Source organism: Sphingomonas faeni, from assembly GCF_040407505.1.
Taxonomy (GTDB): Bacteria; Pseudomonadota; Alphaproteobacteria; order Sphingomonadales; family Sphingomonadaceae; genus Sphingomonas; species Sphingomonas faeni_E.
This window is the reverse complement of sequence record NZ_JAPZPQ010000009.1, coordinates 26,762-43,014: the sequence shown is the minus strand read 5'-3', so window position 1 is coordinate 43,014 and position 16,253 is coordinate 26,762. Positions and strand designations below refer to the sequence as shown.

The 16,253-nt window shown below is 65.8% G+C and carries 13 protein-coding genes; 9 read left to right on the top strand and 4 right to left on the bottom strand.

The annotated features are described in order from the left end of the window. The first annotated feature begins 3 nt into the window (after nucleotides 1-3). The 3 genes from O6X71_RS19115 to O6X71_RS19105 all read left to right on the top strand — a co-directional run bounded on the left by O6X71_RS19115 (nucleotide 4) and on the right by O6X71_RS19105 (nucleotide 3,565). Nucleotides 4-1,587 carry a tetratricopeptide repeat-containing sulfotransferase family protein gene (locus tag O6X71_RS19115; protein WP_353467259.1) on the top strand — a complete coding sequence of 528 codons (1,584 nt, stop codon included), beginning with the start codon at nucleotides 4-6 and terminating at the stop codon, nucleotides 1,585-1,587. A 104-nt stretch (nucleotides 1,588-1,691) separates the two neighbouring features. Then, nucleotides 1,692-2,591, top strand: a complete 900-nt coding sequence (locus tag O6X71_RS19110; protein ID WP_353467257.1) for a sterol desaturase family protein — start codon at nucleotides 1,692-1,694, stop codon at nucleotides 2,589-2,591. 47 nt (nucleotides 2,592-2,638) lie between these two features. Then, complete coding sequence (locus O6X71_RS19105) at nucleotides 2,639-3,565, top strand: Vgb family protein (protein WP_435368512.1); 927 nt, start codon at nucleotides 2,639-2,641, stop codon at nucleotides 3,563-3,565. 32 nt (nucleotides 3,566-3,597) lie between these two features. Here the strand turns inward: O6X71_RS19105 and O6X71_RS19100 are convergent, their stop codons facing one another. The 3 genes from O6X71_RS19100 to O6X71_RS19090 all read right to left on the bottom strand — a co-directional run bounded on the left by O6X71_RS19100 (nucleotide 3,598) and on the right by O6X71_RS19090 (nucleotide 5,455). Continuing rightward, nucleotides 3,598-4,524: an MBL fold metallo-hydrolase gene (locus tag O6X71_RS19100; protein WP_353467256.1), complete on the bottom strand. Its 927-nt coding sequence runs from the start codon at nucleotides 4,522-4,524 to the stop codon at nucleotides 3,598-3,600. A 95-nt stretch (nucleotides 4,525-4,619) separates the two neighbouring features. Then, nucleotides 4,620-4,949, bottom strand: coding sequence for a UrcA family protein (locus O6X71_RS19095; protein WP_353467255.1), 330 nt, complete (start codon nucleotides 4,947-4,949; stop codon nucleotides 4,620-4,622). Nucleotides 4,950-5,059: 110 nt separating this feature from the next. Beyond that, nucleotides 5,060-5,455 carry a hypothetical protein gene (locus O6X71_RS19090; RefSeq protein WP_353467254.1) on the bottom strand — a complete coding sequence of 132 codons (396 nt, stop codon included), beginning with the start codon at nucleotides 5,453-5,455 and terminating at the stop codon, nucleotides 5,060-5,062. Between the two features lie 224 nt (nucleotides 5,456-5,679). Here O6X71_RS19090 and O6X71_RS19085 point away from each other — a divergent pair, with 224 nt between their 5' ends. Both O6X71_RS19085 and O6X71_RS19080 read left to right on the top strand, forming a co-directional pair. Beyond that, a complete protein-coding gene (locus O6X71_RS19085) occupies nucleotides 5,680-8,127 on the top strand; it encodes a TonB-dependent receptor (RefSeq protein WP_353467253.1) in 2,448 nt (815 codons plus the stop codon). A 209-nt stretch (nucleotides 8,128-8,336) separates the two neighbouring features. Next, entirely contained in the window at nucleotides 8,337-8,654 is a 318-nt protein-coding gene (locus O6X71_RS19080; RefSeq protein WP_353467252.1) for a 2Fe-2S iron-sulfur cluster-binding protein, read from the top strand. Nucleotides 8,655-8,836: 182 nt separating this feature from the next. Here the strand turns inward: O6X71_RS19080 and O6X71_RS19075 are convergent, their stop codons facing one another. Next, the gene (locus O6X71_RS19075) at nucleotides 8,837-11,860 is read right to left on the bottom strand and encodes a TonB-dependent receptor domain-containing protein (RefSeq protein WP_353467251.1); all 3,024 of its coding nucleotides are present in this window, start codon (nucleotides 11,858-11,860) and stop codon (nucleotides 8,837-8,839) included. Between the two features lie 294 nt (nucleotides 11,861-12,154). Between O6X71_RS19075 and O6X71_RS19070 the strand changes: the two genes are divergently transcribed. The 4 genes from O6X71_RS19070 (at nucleotide 12,155) to nagA (ending at nucleotide 16,223) form a co-directional block, all read left to right on the top strand. Beyond that, nucleotides 12,155-13,129 (top strand): N(4)-(beta-N-acetylglucosaminyl)-L-asparaginase, encoded by a 975-nt coding sequence (locus O6X71_RS19070; RefSeq protein ID WP_353467250.1) that lies wholly within the window; start codon nucleotides 12,155-12,157, stop codon nucleotides 13,127-13,129. A 2-nt stretch (nucleotides 13,130-13,131) separates the two neighbouring features. After that, a complete protein-coding gene (locus tag O6X71_RS19065; protein WP_353467249.1) occupies nucleotides 13,132-13,926 on the top strand; it encodes a copper homeostasis protein CutC in 795 nt (264 codons plus the stop codon). 81 nt (nucleotides 13,927-14,007) lie between these two features. Next, nucleotides 14,008-15,084, top strand: a complete 1,077-nt coding sequence (locus O6X71_RS19060; RefSeq protein ID WP_353467248.1) for an SIS domain-containing protein — start codon at nucleotides 14,008-14,010, stop codon at nucleotides 15,082-15,084. Next, entirely contained in the window at nucleotides 15,081-16,223 is a 1,143-nt protein-coding gene (gene nagA, locus O6X71_RS19055; RefSeq protein ID WP_353467246.1) for an N-acetylglucosamine-6-phosphate deacetylase, read from the top strand. Before O6X71_RS19060 ends, nagA begins: the two co-directional genes overlap by 4 nt. Nucleotides 16,224-16,253: the final 30 nt, after the last annotated feature.

The following is a 16,253-nucleotide window of genomic DNA, read 5'->3' as shown; positions in this document are numbered from 1 at the left end:
CGCATGGATCGAACCGCAGACACGGCCACCCGCGCCTCCGCTATCCGAGCGGCGCTAGCGCGTGGCGACAACGAGGGCGCGCTCGCCGCCGCAGCCCGCTGGCGCACGGAAGCGCCGGACGCAGCCGAGGCGCATTTTCTCGCCGGGATCGGCGCGGCCGCACTCGGCAAGATACGCAGCGCGATCGATCTGATCGAAACCGCCGTCACGCTTGACGCGCACGGCGAATATCACGCCCAACTCGCCCGCCTCTACACGCTCGTCCGGCGGGATGCGGACGCCGCATCGGCGCTCGCTGCCGCCGAGCTGTCACCGCCGACCGACGCGCTCGGGCGCGACACGATGGGCTGCGTCTATGCGCGGCTGGGCGATCATGCCGCCTCGCTTCCCCATTTTGTCGAGGCCGTGAGGCTCGCGCCGATGAACACCGCGTTCCGCTACAACCAAGCCGCGGCGCTGAGCTTCCTCGGGCGGCAGGAGGCGGCGGAGCAGGCACTGGAAGGCCTGCTCGCCTTGGCCCCGGAGGACGCCCGCGCACATCATCTTCTGGCCGGGTTGCGCCGCCAGACACCGGATCGCAATCATGTCGACCGGCTCTCGGCCGCACGAGAGGCTGCGCGGGCACCGCGGGATCGCCTGCTGCTCGGCTATGCGCTCGCAAAGGAGATCGACGACCTCGCCGATCCGCGCGCCGCGTTCGCCGTTCTAGCCGAAACCAATGCCGAACACCGCGCCACGCTGCCGTATCGCTTCGCCGACGATGACGCCAATTTCGATGCGGTCGAGGCGTGCTGGCCGACGATCGCGAAGGCCCGGGTCGCGAACCCGTCACCCGCATCGCCGATCTTCATCATCGGCATGCCGCGCACGGGCACGACGCTGGTCGACCGCATCCTGTCGTCGCACCCCGACGTCGAGAGCGCCGGCGAACTCCAGGCGATGCCGCTCGCGGTAAAAGCCGCGGCGGGAACGCGCAGCCGAACCGTGCTCGATCCCGAGACGATCCGCGCCGCCGCCAGCGCAGACCTCGGCGCGATCGGTCGAGACTATATCGCTCGCGCTGCGTCCCACGCCTCCGGGACAAAGCCGCATGTCATCGACAAATTCCCGGGCAATTTCCTGTATGTCGGCGTCATCGCCCGCGCCCTGCCCAACGCGACGATCGTCTGCCTCCGCCGCAACCCGATGGACACGATCCTCGCCAACTTCCGCAACCTGTTCGCGGTCGGATCGCGCTATTACGACTATAGCTACGACCTGCTCGACATCGCCGCCTATTACGGGCGCTTCGACCGCATGATGGCATTGTGGCGCGAGGCGCTGCCCGGTCGCGTGCTCGAACTCCAGTACGAGACGCTCGTCGACAACCAGCGCGAGCAGACCGCCCGCCTGCTCGCACATTGCGGGCTGGATTGGTCAGATTCCTGTCTCGATTTCCATACCAACGCCGCGCCGGTCTCGACGCCGAGCGCCGCGCAGGTCCGCCGGCCGCTCTACCGGAACTCGATCGATCGCTGGCGTCTCCACGCCGATGCGCTGGGGCCCGCGCGCGACTTCCTGGGGCGTCACGGAATCACAATCGACTAGCCCGCGCAGTACGTCATTCGCACACCTACGGCCGCTGCCGTCTCCTACTATCGTCTCGGCGCACGGCGACCGTTTTTGCCGCCGATCCAATCAGGTGCGATCCAATGCAGAAAGTAGCGATGCAGAAACTGCTTCTGAGTTACGTGCAGCCGGTGATGGTCGCGGCCGTCCTGCTGTTCTGGGCGTTCGGCCCGGCGGACTGGATCGCCAACCCCTGGTCGATCGTGATCGCCACGCTGACGACGACCGCGCTGATCCAGGCGCTGGAATGGGTCAACGAGCGGCATTCGAGCTGGCGCCTGACGAGGCGCGAGTTCTTCACGGACGTCTTCTACGTCGTGCTCAGCTACACCGTGATCGCCTGGGCGACGAAGACCTTCGCCGACGAACCGATGATGGCCGCCAAGCAGGCGCTCGGCATCGCGACGCCGTGGGCGATGCATTTGCCGTTCGTGGTGCAGGTCGCGCTGGTCGTAGTGCTGATCGAGTTCGGCCAATATTGGCTGCACCGCCTGATGCACAACCAGTCGTTCTTCTGGTCGACGCATGCGCCGCATCATCACCTGACGCAGCTCAACGCGATGAAGGGTGCGGTCGGCAATCCGATCGAGCTGTTCCTGATAAGCCTCAGCGTGATCGCGTTGCTCGATCTTCCGCAGGCCGCGATCTTCTGTGCGCTCAACATCCTCGCGGTGGTCTCGACCTTCGCGCATGCCAACACGCGGTTCGATCCGCCACGCTGGTACGCGTTCGCCTTCACGACGATCCAGCATCACAGCCTCCACCATTCGGTGACCTACGAGGACACGCGCTGCAATTACGGCAATTCGCTGATCCTGCTCGATCGCATCTTCGGCACGTACCGCAGCGGCGAAGCCGAACTGGTGGGCCAGGACGAGCGTCGACGGCTGACGATCCCGGAACAGTTTTTGTTTCCGGCACGACCGCTGATCGACAGAATCAGGACGCGGCAGCCCAATCCCGACACGGAAGCGGCTGCGTGATCGGCACTATCGAACGAATACGGGGGCGACACGGATTGAAAAAGACAGTGGCAACGACATGGGCCGCCGCGGTGTTCGGCATCGGCACTGCCGTCACGCCCGCATTCGCAGCGAAACCACGCGAGCAGGTCATCCCCGTGCCCGGCTTCGCGGACTTCCTCGCGGTCGACGGCAAGACGGTATGGGCCACCAACAGCGGCCGCGTCGAGCGCTGGTCGCGCAAGGGCAAGCGCGCCGAAGTCCCGATGGCGCATCCGTGCGGCGCGATGACGATTGCGTTCAAGTCGTTGTGGGTCGCGGACTGCAAGGATTTCACGCTCACCCGGATCGACCTGAAGACCGCAAAGATCACCGCCGTCATCGCGACCGGGATCGCCAATCCGAAGGGCGAACTCAACGTCGTCGCTGGCGCCGGATCGATCTGGGTGGCGAGCGACGCCAAGGGTGTGATCGCGCGCGTCGATCCTGCCACCAACGCCGTCACCGCGTCGATCGCGACCAATCCCGACAGCTATTACCTGACCTTCGGCATGGGGTCGCTCTGGGCGGTCAGTGGTACGCAGCAGAGCGTGCAGAAGATCGACCCGACTACCAATAACGTCGTCGCCACGACGCCGTTGGGTCGCGAGCCCGGCTTCCTGGCGGCAGGCGAAGGATCGATATGGGTCCAGGAACAGGGTGACGGCACCGTCGCCCGGATCGATCCGGTGACCGCCGCGGTATCGGGCCGCATCAAGGTGGACGAGACGCTGAAATACGGCGACATCGACACCGGCGGGGGCAAGGTGTGGCTGCGCACCACAGCCGGGCAGACCTTCGTGGTGATCGATCCCACGTCGCTCGCGATCACCGCGCGGATGGGCGCGCCCGCCGGTAGCGGCGCGCTCCGCTATACGCGCGCTGGCGTTTGGACGACCGCGCACGACGCCCACACCATGTCGTGGTGGCGCAAACCCAAGACGATCGGAAACTGATCTACCGCATCATGATCGATGCATCCTGAACGTCAAACCGGCTTGGGCGCGACCGGATAGACGATAAAGTCGGGATGGCGGTCGATCTCCGGCGGTGACTTGGCGCCGGCGGCGGCCTTCTCCAATTCGTCGATCGCCGACGGCGGCAGCGCAAGGCCGTGCTCGGACGGATGGGAGGCCGCTTCCATCGGATAGTCCTTACCGGGCGTCGTCGTCATCTCAATATGCGCGCCGAGCAGCGCGCGGACCGGATGGGTTTTGGCAAAGCCCGCCAGCCGAACCGCGCTCGCACGAAACACGTCGAACCGGTCACTCGGTACATAGAGCCTGCCAGGATACAGCATGTCGCCAGAAAAGATCAGCCGCGTACGCGCATCATAGATCATGATGTGCGCGGGCTCGTGTCCGGGGGTCGGCACGATATCGAGCACGCGATGCCCGAGGTCGAAACGGCCGGTCGTGTTCGGCCAATCGCGGATGCCGAAAAAGGCAGCAACCTGCTGGGGCTGGAGCCCGACCAGTTGGGTATCCGGCCGATCGCGAAACTCGTCGTCGCCGCCATGATGATCGCCATGCCCATGCGAATGCGCGACGACCAGTCGGATCGGGCGATTGCGGTGACGCCTCCGCCATTCGGCGATCACACGGTCGACCGTCGGGCGGATCTTCAGCCCACCCGCGCCGCTGTCGATCAGCAGTGCGCGATCGGTGCCGAACAGCAAATAGAGGAAAGGTGCCTCGAAATTGGTTATTACCGACTGGCGAATGACGAAACTATCGTCATCGATACGCTGCATCTGAGTCTCGGGCTCGGTCGAAGTCGTACCATCGATCCAGCGTGCGAAGCGCGGTCCTACGTTGTTCGACGTCGCCCCCACCGACAGCGCCGCAATGACGACAGGCGCGATCACCCGCAGGACCGAGTTGCGGGTACCACGCACCAGGATAGCTTGCTTCATGCCCGAACCGTAGGCACCGGGATCGCGGCGGCCATACGCTATTTGACGGAGCGACAACCGGGGCACACATACCCCGGCGCGCCCCGTTTAATCGGTCAGCGCGACGCCAACTGCGTCCGACCCGAGACATCCCGCGACGCTGTTGCCGTTGCGATGCGGCTCCGCATATCAGCAATCACGTCCGCGCGGCAGCCACGCGCCTGTGCGCCGAGCGCCAGATGGATCGAGCTCAGCCCTTGGCCACACACCGCGTTCGCGACGTTGTCCATCCGGATTGCAAGGCGCTGCTGTCCGTCGACGCTCGCGAGGTCGATCCCGCTGAGGTTCAAGACGGCGCTGTCGGCCGAGAAGGGATTTCCACCAGGTGCGGCAATGGCAGGCGTCGCCATCACGAGTGCGGCACATGCCGCCAGGCCAATCTTCATCATCATCTCCTGCGTTCGCGGGCCCATCGCTCTCCGGCGATCAGGTGACGATAATGTAGGGCCGACCGGGTGTGATCACAAGCGCGGGACGAAGGACAGGTTTGCCGGCGTCAGCGCGCGCTGACGATGAGCGAGGCGATTTGGGTGCGAGCGCCAAGCGACCCCGGCGGCAGCATGACCGTTTCAACCCTCTCCGTCCCCGCGTCGGGATCGACGAAGGCCACGCGCAGTGCATAATTGCGGGCGATTGGCCACGCGCGCGCGATATCCAGCGGCACCGTCGCCTGCCATGCACGGTCGCCCTCGACCGAAAGGTCATGCTCCCCGACCCTGACGACCATGGTCGCTAGCGCCCGATATCCTGACAGCCGCAGGCAGCTGTTCTCGCCGCAGGATACCAGTCGAGCCCGCGTCTGCCGCTCCGCGTGCGCCGGCGCGATCATGGTCAGCGCGCAAACCAGGCTGAGCGCCATGCGTATCGCGCGCGAGGTGGCGTGACGAACCATGGCGACCAGATATCGCGCCGAGTCCCCGCCGGGCATGCGCCGTTTGACGTAGGTCGTTGCAGCTCGCCGGTCCCGATGCGCGACCGGCTTACGTCAAACGCCCCATGTTGGTCCGCCGATAATATCCACACTCTGCTCATAAGCGATTGGCCCCGAGCGAGGCGCCGACGCCGACAGGAAGAACATGGAGAGGCGATAGCGTTTTACGTACCAAGGGGGCTTAAATGGCAGGACGATTCTCGCGCGCGGGTTTATTGTGCGCGACGGCGCTGGCAAGCGTGGCCGGGGTTCCGGCGCTGGCGCAGGATGCCACACAGGCACCGACCGCGGCCACCGCGGGGCAAACCGCAGAGTCCGTCTCCAACGAGATCATCGTGACCGGCAGCCGCCGGCGGACCACGTTGCAGGACGCGCCAATCAACATCAGCGCGGTCTCCGCCGAAGCGATCGAATCGCTGCGGCTCGACGACGTGCGCTCGCTCGCCTCCTTCATTCCCGGCGTTACCGTGGCCGATACCGGGCCAGCCTCGACCGGCGGCATCATCCTGCGCGGAATCGCGTCGGGCGATACCAGCGTGTTCGGCGCCAACAGCGGCAACTCGGTCGGCGTGTATCTCGGCGAAGTCCCGCTCTACCTCGATTTCAAGCTGATCGACGTCAACCGGGTCGAGGTCCTGCAAGGACCGCAGGGCACGCTCTACGGCCTCGGCACCCTCGCCGGCGCGGTCCGCTACATTCCCAACCGCCCCGAGACCGATCGCCTTTCGATCGACGTCCATGGCCGCGGCTATGCGCAGTCGCATTCTGACGATTTCGGCGGGGTCGGCGACGTCGCGATCAACGTGCCGATCATCACTGATCACGTCGCCTTCCGCACGTCGACCGGCTATTACGACAATGCCGGCTTCATCGATTACAATTACCTGCTGCAGCAGCCGGGCGTGTCGAACCCGCAGCCTGGCCGCGCGACGGCCACCTCGACCGGTTCGCTCGGGACGACCGCCGATTACGCCGCGAACTTCAAGCGTAAGGAGGATGTGAACTACGAGCACACCTTCACCACGCGCAACCAGCTGCTCCTCGAGTACAACCCCAACATCAAGGCATACCTGACCTACGCGCACCAGACGACCAAGACCGGCGGCCGCCAGGCGAACGGTGCCGGCGTGCTGGGCACCGGCAAGTACGAAGCGCCGTTCCGCTACCTTGAGCCGGTCGATCGCAGCGCCGACCTCTTCTCGGCGGAGTTCAACATCAACCTGGGCAGCATCGCCCAGCTGGTGAGCACCACCGCCTATACCAAGCAGCATATCAGCAGCGTCGACGACAATACCGATCTGCTGCTTGATCTCGACTATGGCTACGAGGCGTTCCCCGCGTTCTCGTCCTTTGCCAACAACGAACGCAAATATAAACAGCTCAACCAGGAAGTGCGCCTGGTCTCTACGCATGGCGGCCCCTTGAGCTGGGTGATCGGCGGATTCTACAACCGGCAGAAATACGCGAGCGACCGGCATGAATACACGCCGGGCTTCTCGGACTTTGCCGGCGCCGGGCGGCCCGACGACCTCGAATATGTCTCGAAGCTCAACAGCAAGAACGTCGAAAAGGCGCTCTACGGCGAGGCCTCGCTTCACCTGACCGACGCGTGGCAGGTGACGGGCGGCATCCGCTACTTCAAGTACGACGCGACGATCGTCGGCGGGTCGGCGCTGCCGCTGATCGGCGTGGGCATCGGCGCGTTTCCGTCCACGACGATCAACGCGAACCGGTTCAAGCCCGGCTCGACCGGCAAGGACGGCATCGTCTGGAAGGCCAACACCTCGTACAAGTTCAGCGACAATTTGCTCGCCTATGCCACCTATTCGACGGGCTACCGCGTCGGCGGCGTCAACCAGGTCATCGCCTGCACGCCGGAGGATCTGGCCAGAGCCGCCGCCGGTGGGCAGGTGCTGTGCGCGCTCCCCAACGAAGTGGGCTACGGCCCGGACCGCACGCGCAACATAGAATTGGGGGTCCGCGCCAGCCTGTTCGACAAGCGCCTCCTGCTCACGCTCGACGGCTATCACGTCAAATGGTCGGGCGTGCAGGTGCCGAGCCAGACGGTCAACGGCGCGATCGGGATCACCGTCAACGGCGCAGAGGCGGTGTCGCAAGGGTTCGACTTCCAGGGCACGGTCAAGATCACTCCCAACCTAGCGCTGACGGGCACATATTCGTACGTCGACGCACATCTGACGGAGGATGTGATCGGGCTGGTGGTGAGCCAGGGCGTGCGCGACAATGCGTTCTCCGGTGACAGGCTCCCGGGCTCGGCCAAGAACTCGGGGAGTGCGCGGCTCATCTACAGCTACCCGCTGGGCGACGGCAGGAAGATCGAGGCGAATTGGGCGACCATCTACCGTGGCGAGATCTATTCGCGCGTAGGTCTGCGCGGCAATGGCGAGGCAATCCCAGGCTATGTGACGCACAGCGCCTCGCTGACCTACGTCACCAAGCCGTTCGAGGTCGGGCTGTTCGCCGACAACATCTTCGACAAATACGCGGTGACGGCGATCAGCAACGACAGGTCGTCGTTCAACCAGGTCCGCAGCGACGTGGTCGAACGCTATTATTCACGGGGTGTCCTGACGCCCCGCCGGGTCGGCGTCGAGTTCAGGTTCCACTATTGAGCGATCTCCGGGGCACACCCTGTCGGGTGCGCCTCGGGAACCGACTGTCGTCATGCGTCACCGGATATGACAAGGCCGAAGCGCGCCGTCGCGGCAGTTCCGCGCTTTGGACTGACGACCGCTGGCGTCAGCCATGAGCGTTTTAGACAATTCTACGCGTCCTCCGGCTTTTTACCGGAAGCGCAGTACGCTTACCAAGAGGACGAGACATGGCCAATCTGATCGTAACGACGCGCGAAGGTGATATCCGGACGCTGGCAGCAACCGAGGGACTATCCATGATGGAGGTCATTCGAGAGGGCGGTGTCGACGAACTCCTGGCCTTGTGCGGGGGCAGCCTTTCCTGTGCCACCTGTCACGTCATCGTCGATCCGGCACAGGCGGCGCAGCTGCCACCAGCAGCCGATGACGAGAAGGACCTGCTTGAAAGCCTGGATACTTTTGCCGCCACCTCTCGACTGTCGTGCCAGATACCGTTTCACGACACCTTCGACGGATTACGCGTGACGATCGCCCCCGAAAGCTGAAGCAATCGGCGTTAGCGCATGCATGCCCTTGGCTTAGGGCAGCAAAAGTCGCTGCGCCGTAGCAGCGAAACTAGAACGGCAGTTCACCGGACGCGAAAATGCCCCGCACTCGAAAGTGCGAGGCATTTTTGTTCGGCGTCCGTGGCTCGCGTCGACCGACACAAGCCACCACTACGTCGGGATCAGAACCTGACGGTCGCACCCACTGCCAGGTTGCGGCCCAGCGAGTCGTAACGCTGCGGAATCGTGTTCGTGCGCGCGAGGGCGACGTTGTACGAGTCCGGAACGATCGGCGCGCTCTTGTCGAGCAGGTTATTCGCGATCAGGCGCAGCGAGAACTGCTTGTCGATCGCGAAGTTGAGCGCGAGGTCGAAGTAGCTCTTCGGCGAAACCCGGTAGTAGCTGGTCCGCGCGCGTGCGTCCGTGCCACCGATCGCCGGATCACCCGAATTGTCCGCGTTGGTCAGCGACCCGACATAGCGCCAGTTGAACGAGGCGCTGAAGCCGCGGTCGACCGTCGTGTAGGTTGCGCGCAGGCCGTGCGACCATTTCGGGAGCAGCTGTCCGCAGCCATTACCATAGTATCCAGCGCAGTTGCGCTCAGGCTGGAGCGGCGAGTCCTGGCCACCCGCGAAGGTCGCCAGCGACCCGTTGAAGTTCCAATCGATCTTGCCCGCGCCGGCAAGGTCAAGCGTGTACTGCGCCTGGAAGTCATAACCGCGGGCGATCGACGTGAAGTAGTTGGTTGTGCCCTGGCGGATGAAGCCGGTGGTCGGGTTGCTCCCGGCCGTCGAATACAGCGTGCCGGTGCCGGGATTCCGGACGATCCCCTGGCAGAAGAACGCGTCGCCGTTCGAACGCTGGCAGCCATCGGTGTAATAGCTGAAATCGTTATAGCCGAGCGAGTCGTTGATCTTGATCTGGTAGCGATCGACCGAGAACACCAAGCCCTTCACGAACCGCGGCTTCACGATCAGGCCATAGGTCTGCGTGTAGGCGGTTTCCGGATCGGCGGTGAAGCCGCCCGAGCGTACCGTGCATGCCGCCGAGCCGTTCGGGGTGGTGCCGTTGCTGCACAGCAGGGTCTGGCTGCCGTAGAGCGCGTCGGACAGGCCGGTTGCACGACACACGTCGCGCGATGCGATCGGCGCGCCGTAGGTCACGCCATTGGCGCCGTTGACGACGGTCGGTGCGCAGAAATCGTTGAACGTGCCCGCGCCGCCCGACGCGAAATCGATGTTCGTCGCTTGGCGGATCTCGGTGACCGTCGGTGCGCGCTGCGCCTTGTTGAACGAGGCGCGGAACGTCAGGTCGCTGACGGGGGCGTAGATGCCCTCGACCTTCCAGGTGTTGAACGTGCTCGGGTTGCTGCTGTACTTCGACACGCGGTAGCCGCCGTTCACCTGCAACAGGTCGGCGAAGCGCTTGTGCTCGACCAGCGGCGCCTGGACCTCGATATTGGCCTCCCAGACGTCCTGCTTAAGGTAGCTGTCGGTGCCGCCCAGACCTGCGCGATACACGCTGTCGGCGGTCGATTTGAGCGTATCCTTGCGATATTCCGTTCCCAGCGCGATCGCGACGCCCTGCTCGGCGAACGGCGATGTGATGCCGTATTTGCCGAGATCGCCGGTGACGTTGGCCTGTACGTCGTACAGCGTGCCGGTGGTCGCCGACGTGCCCTGATCATACAGATAGTCGATCAATGCCGGGTTGGTATTACCCGCGCTGAACGCATCGAAGGGAACGCAGGCGGCGTCCGTGGTGGTGGCGCAGGTTGGTGCGGCGCGCGTGCCACCGACGTTGATCGAGTTCCGCAGGTTGGTCGCGTTGACGAAGCTCGGCGTGTAATCCTGGTGGTTGCGGGCATAGACGCCGCCGACGTCATACGTCCACGCGCTGCCGACCTTGCCGCGGACGCCGCCGGTCAGGCGAACGCCGGTGTTCAGATACGCGTCGGGCTGATCGTTGCCCTCACCAAGACGATAGCGCAGGTCGATCGGTGCCGTCGCCGCGGTGCCAGCCGCAGCGCCGCAGATCGCGGTTGCCTGCGCACCCGACAAGAACGGGTTGTTGCAGTTCACCTGCACGCTGCCGCCGGCGATCGCCGGGTAGTTGTTGTACGACTTGTCGCGGAACCAGATGCCCGACGCATACAGCTCGGCGTCGGGTGCGATGTCGAGGCTGACGAAGCCGCCGGCGTTCACGCGCTCGGATGGGCGCTGATACGCATAGTTGCTGAAATAGTTCGAGGCGTTGCCGGCACCCGGACCGAACGGCACGAAAGTACGCGTGCCGTTCGGGTTGTTGACGAGCTGCGCGTTGGCGTTCGCACCGCTGAGCGGCGTGATGAGGCCGCTGGTCGAGCTGCTCGGGGTCAGGCCGCACGACAGCGGTGCGTTCAGGCTGGTCTGCGTCAGGTAGCAGCCCGAGTTCGAGCGGGCCGACAGCAGGACTTCGTCGGTATGCTTGTAGTTGACGAAGCCGTTGATCCGCAGCGCGCCGTCGAACAGCTTCTTGCCCGCGGTCAGCGTGACGTCGGTACGACCGCCGTCGTTGGTCAGGCCGCGCGGGCTGCTGAAGCCCGACGAACGCGCCAGCGACGACGCGACCGTGTCCTTGTTGTTATGGTTGTAGAAATTATAGTTGCCGTCGAGCTGGATGCCTTCGAAATCCTTCTTCAGGACGAAGTTGACGACGCCCGCGACCGCGTCCGACCCGTACACCGACGAGGCACCACCGGTCAGCACGTCGACCCGCTCGAGCAGCGACGGCGGGATGATGCCGACGTCCTGGCCGTTCTGCGTGCCGAGGCGCTTGCCGTCGATCAGGACCAGCGTGCGCTCGAACCCGAGGCTGCGCAGCTTGATGCGCTGGCGACCGTCGGAGTCGTTATAGGTCTGCTGGCTGTCCGGCGCGATCTGCGGCAGGCGGTTCAGCACGTCCTCGACGTTGACCGCAGCCTGCGCGCGAATGTCCTGCGCGGTGACCGACGTGATCGGCGCCGCCGACGTCATGTTCGGGCGCTGGATGCGCGATCCGGTGACGACGATCGTGTCGTCCTTCGGCGTGTCGCGATCAACGGCGGTGGTTGCGGTGGTGGCATCCGCCTCGACCTTGGCTTCGGCGGGCGTGCTCGCGGCAGCCTGTGCGGGCGTCACGGCCTGCGCGGGCACATCCTGTGCGAATGCCGTGGTAGCGGAAAACACGAGAGATCCGACGAGCGCGATCCGCGAAACAGAATGGCCGAAGTTCATACCTACCCCTAAAAAAGCCCGGTTGCGTGATAGCGCTATACCGGTTGTCCTTACTGGTTTGGTCAAAATGCGGTTTCAGTCAATGCCGAAACAATACCGGTCTAGAACTTTTGCGTCGGAATGTTGCAAATCGGCGTCACTACTGGCGGTCGCCACCTCCTTGCGATAGCGTGCACATAAGAACGCAAGGGGGATCTGATGCAGAACACGCGACGGTCGTTGCTCGCCGGTTTGGGCGGCCTGGGCATGATACCATTCGTAGCGACTCGGGCACACGCTCGATCGGGTGCCGCGACGGACGCTCCGGCGACGGGCGCGATGGTCCTGTCGACGTGGGACTTCGGCGCCGCCGCCAACGCGGTGGCCTTCGCGGAACTCGCCAAGGGCGGCTCCCTGATCGACGCGGTCGAGGCCGGCGCGATGGTGCCCGAGGCGGATCCGACCAATCATAGCGTCGGCTATTCCGGCTATCCCGACCGCGACGGCCACGTCACGCTGGACGCGGTCATCATGGACGATGTCGGCGGGGTCGGGGCCGTCGCCGCGCTGGAGAACACGGTGCATGCGATCTCCGTCGCGCGCCGCGTCATGGAGCGGACGCCACACACCTTCCTCGTCGGCGAGGGCGCGACACGGTTCGCGCGCGACCAGGGGTTCCCGCAACAGTCGCTGCTCACCACGGAATCGGAAAAGGCATGGCGCGACTGGCTCAAGACCGCGAAATACCAACCCGAAGCCAATAGCGAGAACCGCATCACCCGCACGCCGGGCGGCGCGCTCGACCATGACACGATCGGCCTGCTCGCGCGCACGGCCGACGGGCGGATGGCGGGTGCCTGCACGACCTCCGGCATGGCGTTCAAGATGCGTGGCCGGGTCGGCGATTCGCCGCAGGTCGGTTCGGGACTGTACGTCGAGGCAGGCGTCGGCGGGGCCACCTCGACCGGGCTAGGCGAGGAAGTGACCCGCGTCGCTGGCTCGGCGCGCGTCGTCGCGTCGATGCGCGGCGGATCGACGCCGCAACAGGCGTGCGAAGAGGTCGTCCGCCATATCGCCAAGCTGCGCGGCGATGCGATCCGCGGTGTCCAGGTTGGCTTCCTCGCGCTCGACACGAAGGGCAATGTCGGCGCGTTCTGCCTGTTGCCGGGCTTTACCTATGCGGTCACCGACGCGCGCGGCAAGACGACGGTGCTGAAGGCGCGGTCGCTGTTCCAGGCGTGAGCGTGCCGGAAGACATGGTGCGCGGTACCCGAAGGATGCTCGAGGTCTGCGTCGAGGATCTGCACGGTATCGACGCAGCGATCGCTGGCGGTGCGGACCGCATCGAACTGTGCGCGGCGCTTGGCGTCGGCGGGCTCACCCCGCCAGCGTCGCTGATCCGGGCAGCGGCGGCTTCATCGGAGGCCTCCGGCGTACCCGTTCACCTCCTGGCCCGGCCACGCGAAAGCGGCTTCGTCTATACGCCGCGTGAGCAGGCGCTGATCGCCCACGACATTCGCACCGCGGCCGAAGCCGGATTGGCGGGGATCGTCATCGGTGCGCTCGATGCCGACCACCGGCTCGACGTGCCCGCCCTCGCCGCTTGGGTCGCCCATGCCCGATCGCTGGGCGATACTCGCGGACATCCACTCTCGCTGACGCTGCACCGCGCCTTCGATCTGTGCCGCGGCATGCCCGACGCGCTCGAGTCCGCCGTCACGCTCGGCTTCGACCGGATCCTGACCTCGGGCGGCGCCCCGAAGGCGGTCGATGGCGTTGAGATGCTGACGGCATTGCACCGACAAGCCGCCGGTCGGATCATCGTGCTCGCGGGAAGCGGGGTCTCGCCGGAGACGTTGCCTGCGATCCTCGCGACCGGTGTCCGCGAAGTCCACGCCTCGTGTCGCGCGCCCATGACGACCGCCGCCGATCCAGCCGAACTACGCTTCGGCTTCGCCTCGCCGGGACGCGCAGCGACGAACCGCGACGCGGTAGAGCGACTGGCGAACATGGTGGCCGAACATCCGGCGCTTGAATAATACCAATCCATAACTTACTCAAACCGGTCTGGGTCGGGGGGCCTCTCGCTCCTCGCCGAACGCCAATCGAAGCGAGCCGCCATGCACGACGCCACCCCGCCTCCGCTAACACCGCCTCCCATCGCGGAAACCGCGACGCTGATGTTCCGCGAGGCTGCCGAATCGTCCGAGGCCGTCGCACGGATGCTCGCGACCAACGCCGCGGCGTTCGCGGCGCTCGGTGCGCGCCTTCGTAGCGCCCCGCCCGCAGTCGTCGTGACTTGCGCGCGCGGCTCCTCCGATCATTCGGCGGTGTACGGCAAGTATCTGATCTGGACGAAGACCGGCATCCCGGTCGCCGCCGCGGCGCCCTCGGTCGTGTCGATCTACGACGCACCGCTCGGCGCGCGGAACACGCTGTGCATCGCGGTGTCGCAGAGCGGTCGCAGCCCCGACCTGCTCGCCGCAGTCGCCGCGCAGAAAGCCGCCGGCGCGCATGTCGTCGCGTTCGTCAACGACGAGACTTCGCCGCTCGCCGAAACCGCCGATACGCTGATCCCGCTGTGCGCCGGACCGGAAAAGTCGGTCGCGGCGACCAAATCCTATATCTGCTCGCTCGCCGCCTTCGCCGCTTTGACCGCGGAATGGGCCGACGACGACGCATTGCGTAGCGCCGTTGCGTCCATCCCCGCCGACCTCGCACGGGCTTGGGCGCTCGACTGGTCGGCGGCCGTCGCACCGCTGCGCACCGCGACCAATTTGTTCGTGATCGCGCGCGGCATGGGCTTCGGCATCGCCAACGAGGCGGCGCTGAAGATGAAGGAAACCTGCGCGCTGCATGCCGAATCGTTCAGCTCGGCCGAGGTCCGTCACGGCCCGATGCAGCTGGTCGAGGACGGCTTCCCGTTGCTGGCGCTCGCGACCTCCGACGCGGCCGGGGACGGCGTGCGCGATGCGGCGCGCGAGTTCGCCGAGCGTGGCGCAGGCGTGTTGCTCGCCGATGCCGGGCTCGATGGCAGCAGCGACGACGGCGTCCTGCCCGCGTTGAAAGCGCACCCGGCGATCGAGCCGATCCTGATGATCCAGAGCTTCTATCGCATGGTCAACGCCCTCTCGCTTGCTCGCGGGTTCAACCCCGACGCTCCGTCGCATCTCAGCAAGGTGACGCGCACGTTATGACGATCTTCCGGTTTTCGAATGGCCATGTGGTCACCCCCACGGGCGTCCTGAACGACGCGACGATCGTCGTCGAGGACGGGCGGATTGCCCGGATCGACGACGCAACCACCGATCAGGCCGTGGATCACGCGATCGATCTCGATGGCGGCTGGCTGATGCCGGGCTTCGTCGATACGCAGGTCAACGGCGGCGGCGGCGTGCTGTTCAACGATACCCCTACGGTCGAGGGTATCGCCGCGATCGGCGCGGCGCACCGCCCGTTCGGCACCACCGCGTTCCTGCCGACGCTGATCAGCGACACGCCCGACGTAATCGCGCTCGCGCTCGACGCGGTCGACGCGGCGATCCTAGCGGGCGTCCCCGGCGTGCTCGGCATCCATATCGAGGGCCCGGTGATCAGCCCGGCGCGCAAGGGCATTCACGACCCGACGCGCTTCCAGGATCTCGACGACGCGCTGCTCGCGCTGCTGACCCGCCCCCGTCTCGGCCGGGTCATGGTGACGCTCGCACCCGAGCGCGTGACCGCGGCACAGATCGCGACGCTGACCGCGGCAGGCGTGCTCATCAGCATCGGTCATAGCGACGCGGATCACGCCACCGCGAGCGCCGGGATGGCCGCCGGAATTACCGGGGTGACGCATCTGTTCAACGCGATGTCGCCGCTGGTCCACCGCGCCCCGGGCGTGGTCGGCGCGGTGCTCGACGACCAGGCGGTGTATTGCGGGATCATCGTTGACGGCTTCCATGTCGACGACGCGGTGCTGCGGATCGCGTTGCGCGCACGGCCGCACGACCGGTTCATGCTTGTATCCGACGCGATGCCCTGCGTCGGCGCAGCGGAGAAGTCGTTCGTGCTGCAGGGCCGTGAAATCCATGTCGAGAATGGCCGCTGCGTCGGCGCCAACGGCACGCTGGCGGGCTCCGATCTCGACATGGCGGGCGCGGTCCGCAACACCGTCGACCGGCTCGGCGTCGCCCCCGAGATCGCCGCGGCGATGGCGGCAACCTATCCGGCGGCGTTCCTGCGCCTGTCGCAGGAGCGCGGCACGTTGCAGGTCGGCCGCACCGCCGACTGGGTCGTGCTCACCCGCGACCTGCATCCGGTCGGCACATGGATCGGCGGGGCGAGCGCGGCCTGACCGCCTCCACCCTGCTTTTGCGCCCATTCC

Coding starts and splice junctions, on each gene's coding strand:
- nagA (WP_353467246.1), top strand. CDS start 15,081: ATGACGATCTTCCGGTTTTCGAATGGCCATGTGGTCACCCCCACGGGC.
- O6X71_RS19085 (WP_353467253.1), top strand. CDS start 5,680: ATGGCAGGACGATTCTCGCGCGCGGGTTTATTGTGCGCGACGGCGCTG.
- O6X71_RS19100 (WP_353467256.1), bottom strand. CDS start 4,524: ATGAAGCAAGCTATCCTGGTGCGTGGTACCCGCAACTCGGTCCTGCGG.
- O6X71_RS19115 (WP_353467259.1), top strand. CDS start 4: ATGGATCGAACCGCAGACACGGCCACCCGCGCCTCCGCTATCCGAGCG.
- O6X71_RS19080 (WP_353467252.1), top strand. CDS start 8,337: ATGGCCAATCTGATCGTAACGACGCGCGAAGGTGATATCCGGACGCTG.
- O6X71_RS19060 (WP_353467248.1), top strand. CDS start 14,008: ATGCACGACGCCACCCCGCCTCCGCTAACACCGCCTCCCATCGCGGAA.
- O6X71_RS19070 (WP_353467250.1), top strand. CDS start 12,155: ATGATACCATTCGTAGCGACTCGGGCACACGCTCGATCGGGTGCCGCG.
- O6X71_RS19090 (WP_353467254.1), bottom strand. CDS start 5,455: ATGGTTCGTCACGCCACCTCGCGCGCGATACGCATGGCGCTCAGCCTG.
- O6X71_RS19095 (WP_353467255.1), bottom strand. CDS start 4,949: ATGAAGATTGGCCTGGCGGCATGTGCCGCACTCGTGATGGCGACGCCT.
- O6X71_RS19110 (WP_353467257.1), top strand. CDS start 1,692: ATGCAGAAAGTAGCGATGCAGAAACTGCTTCTGAGTTACGTGCAGCCG.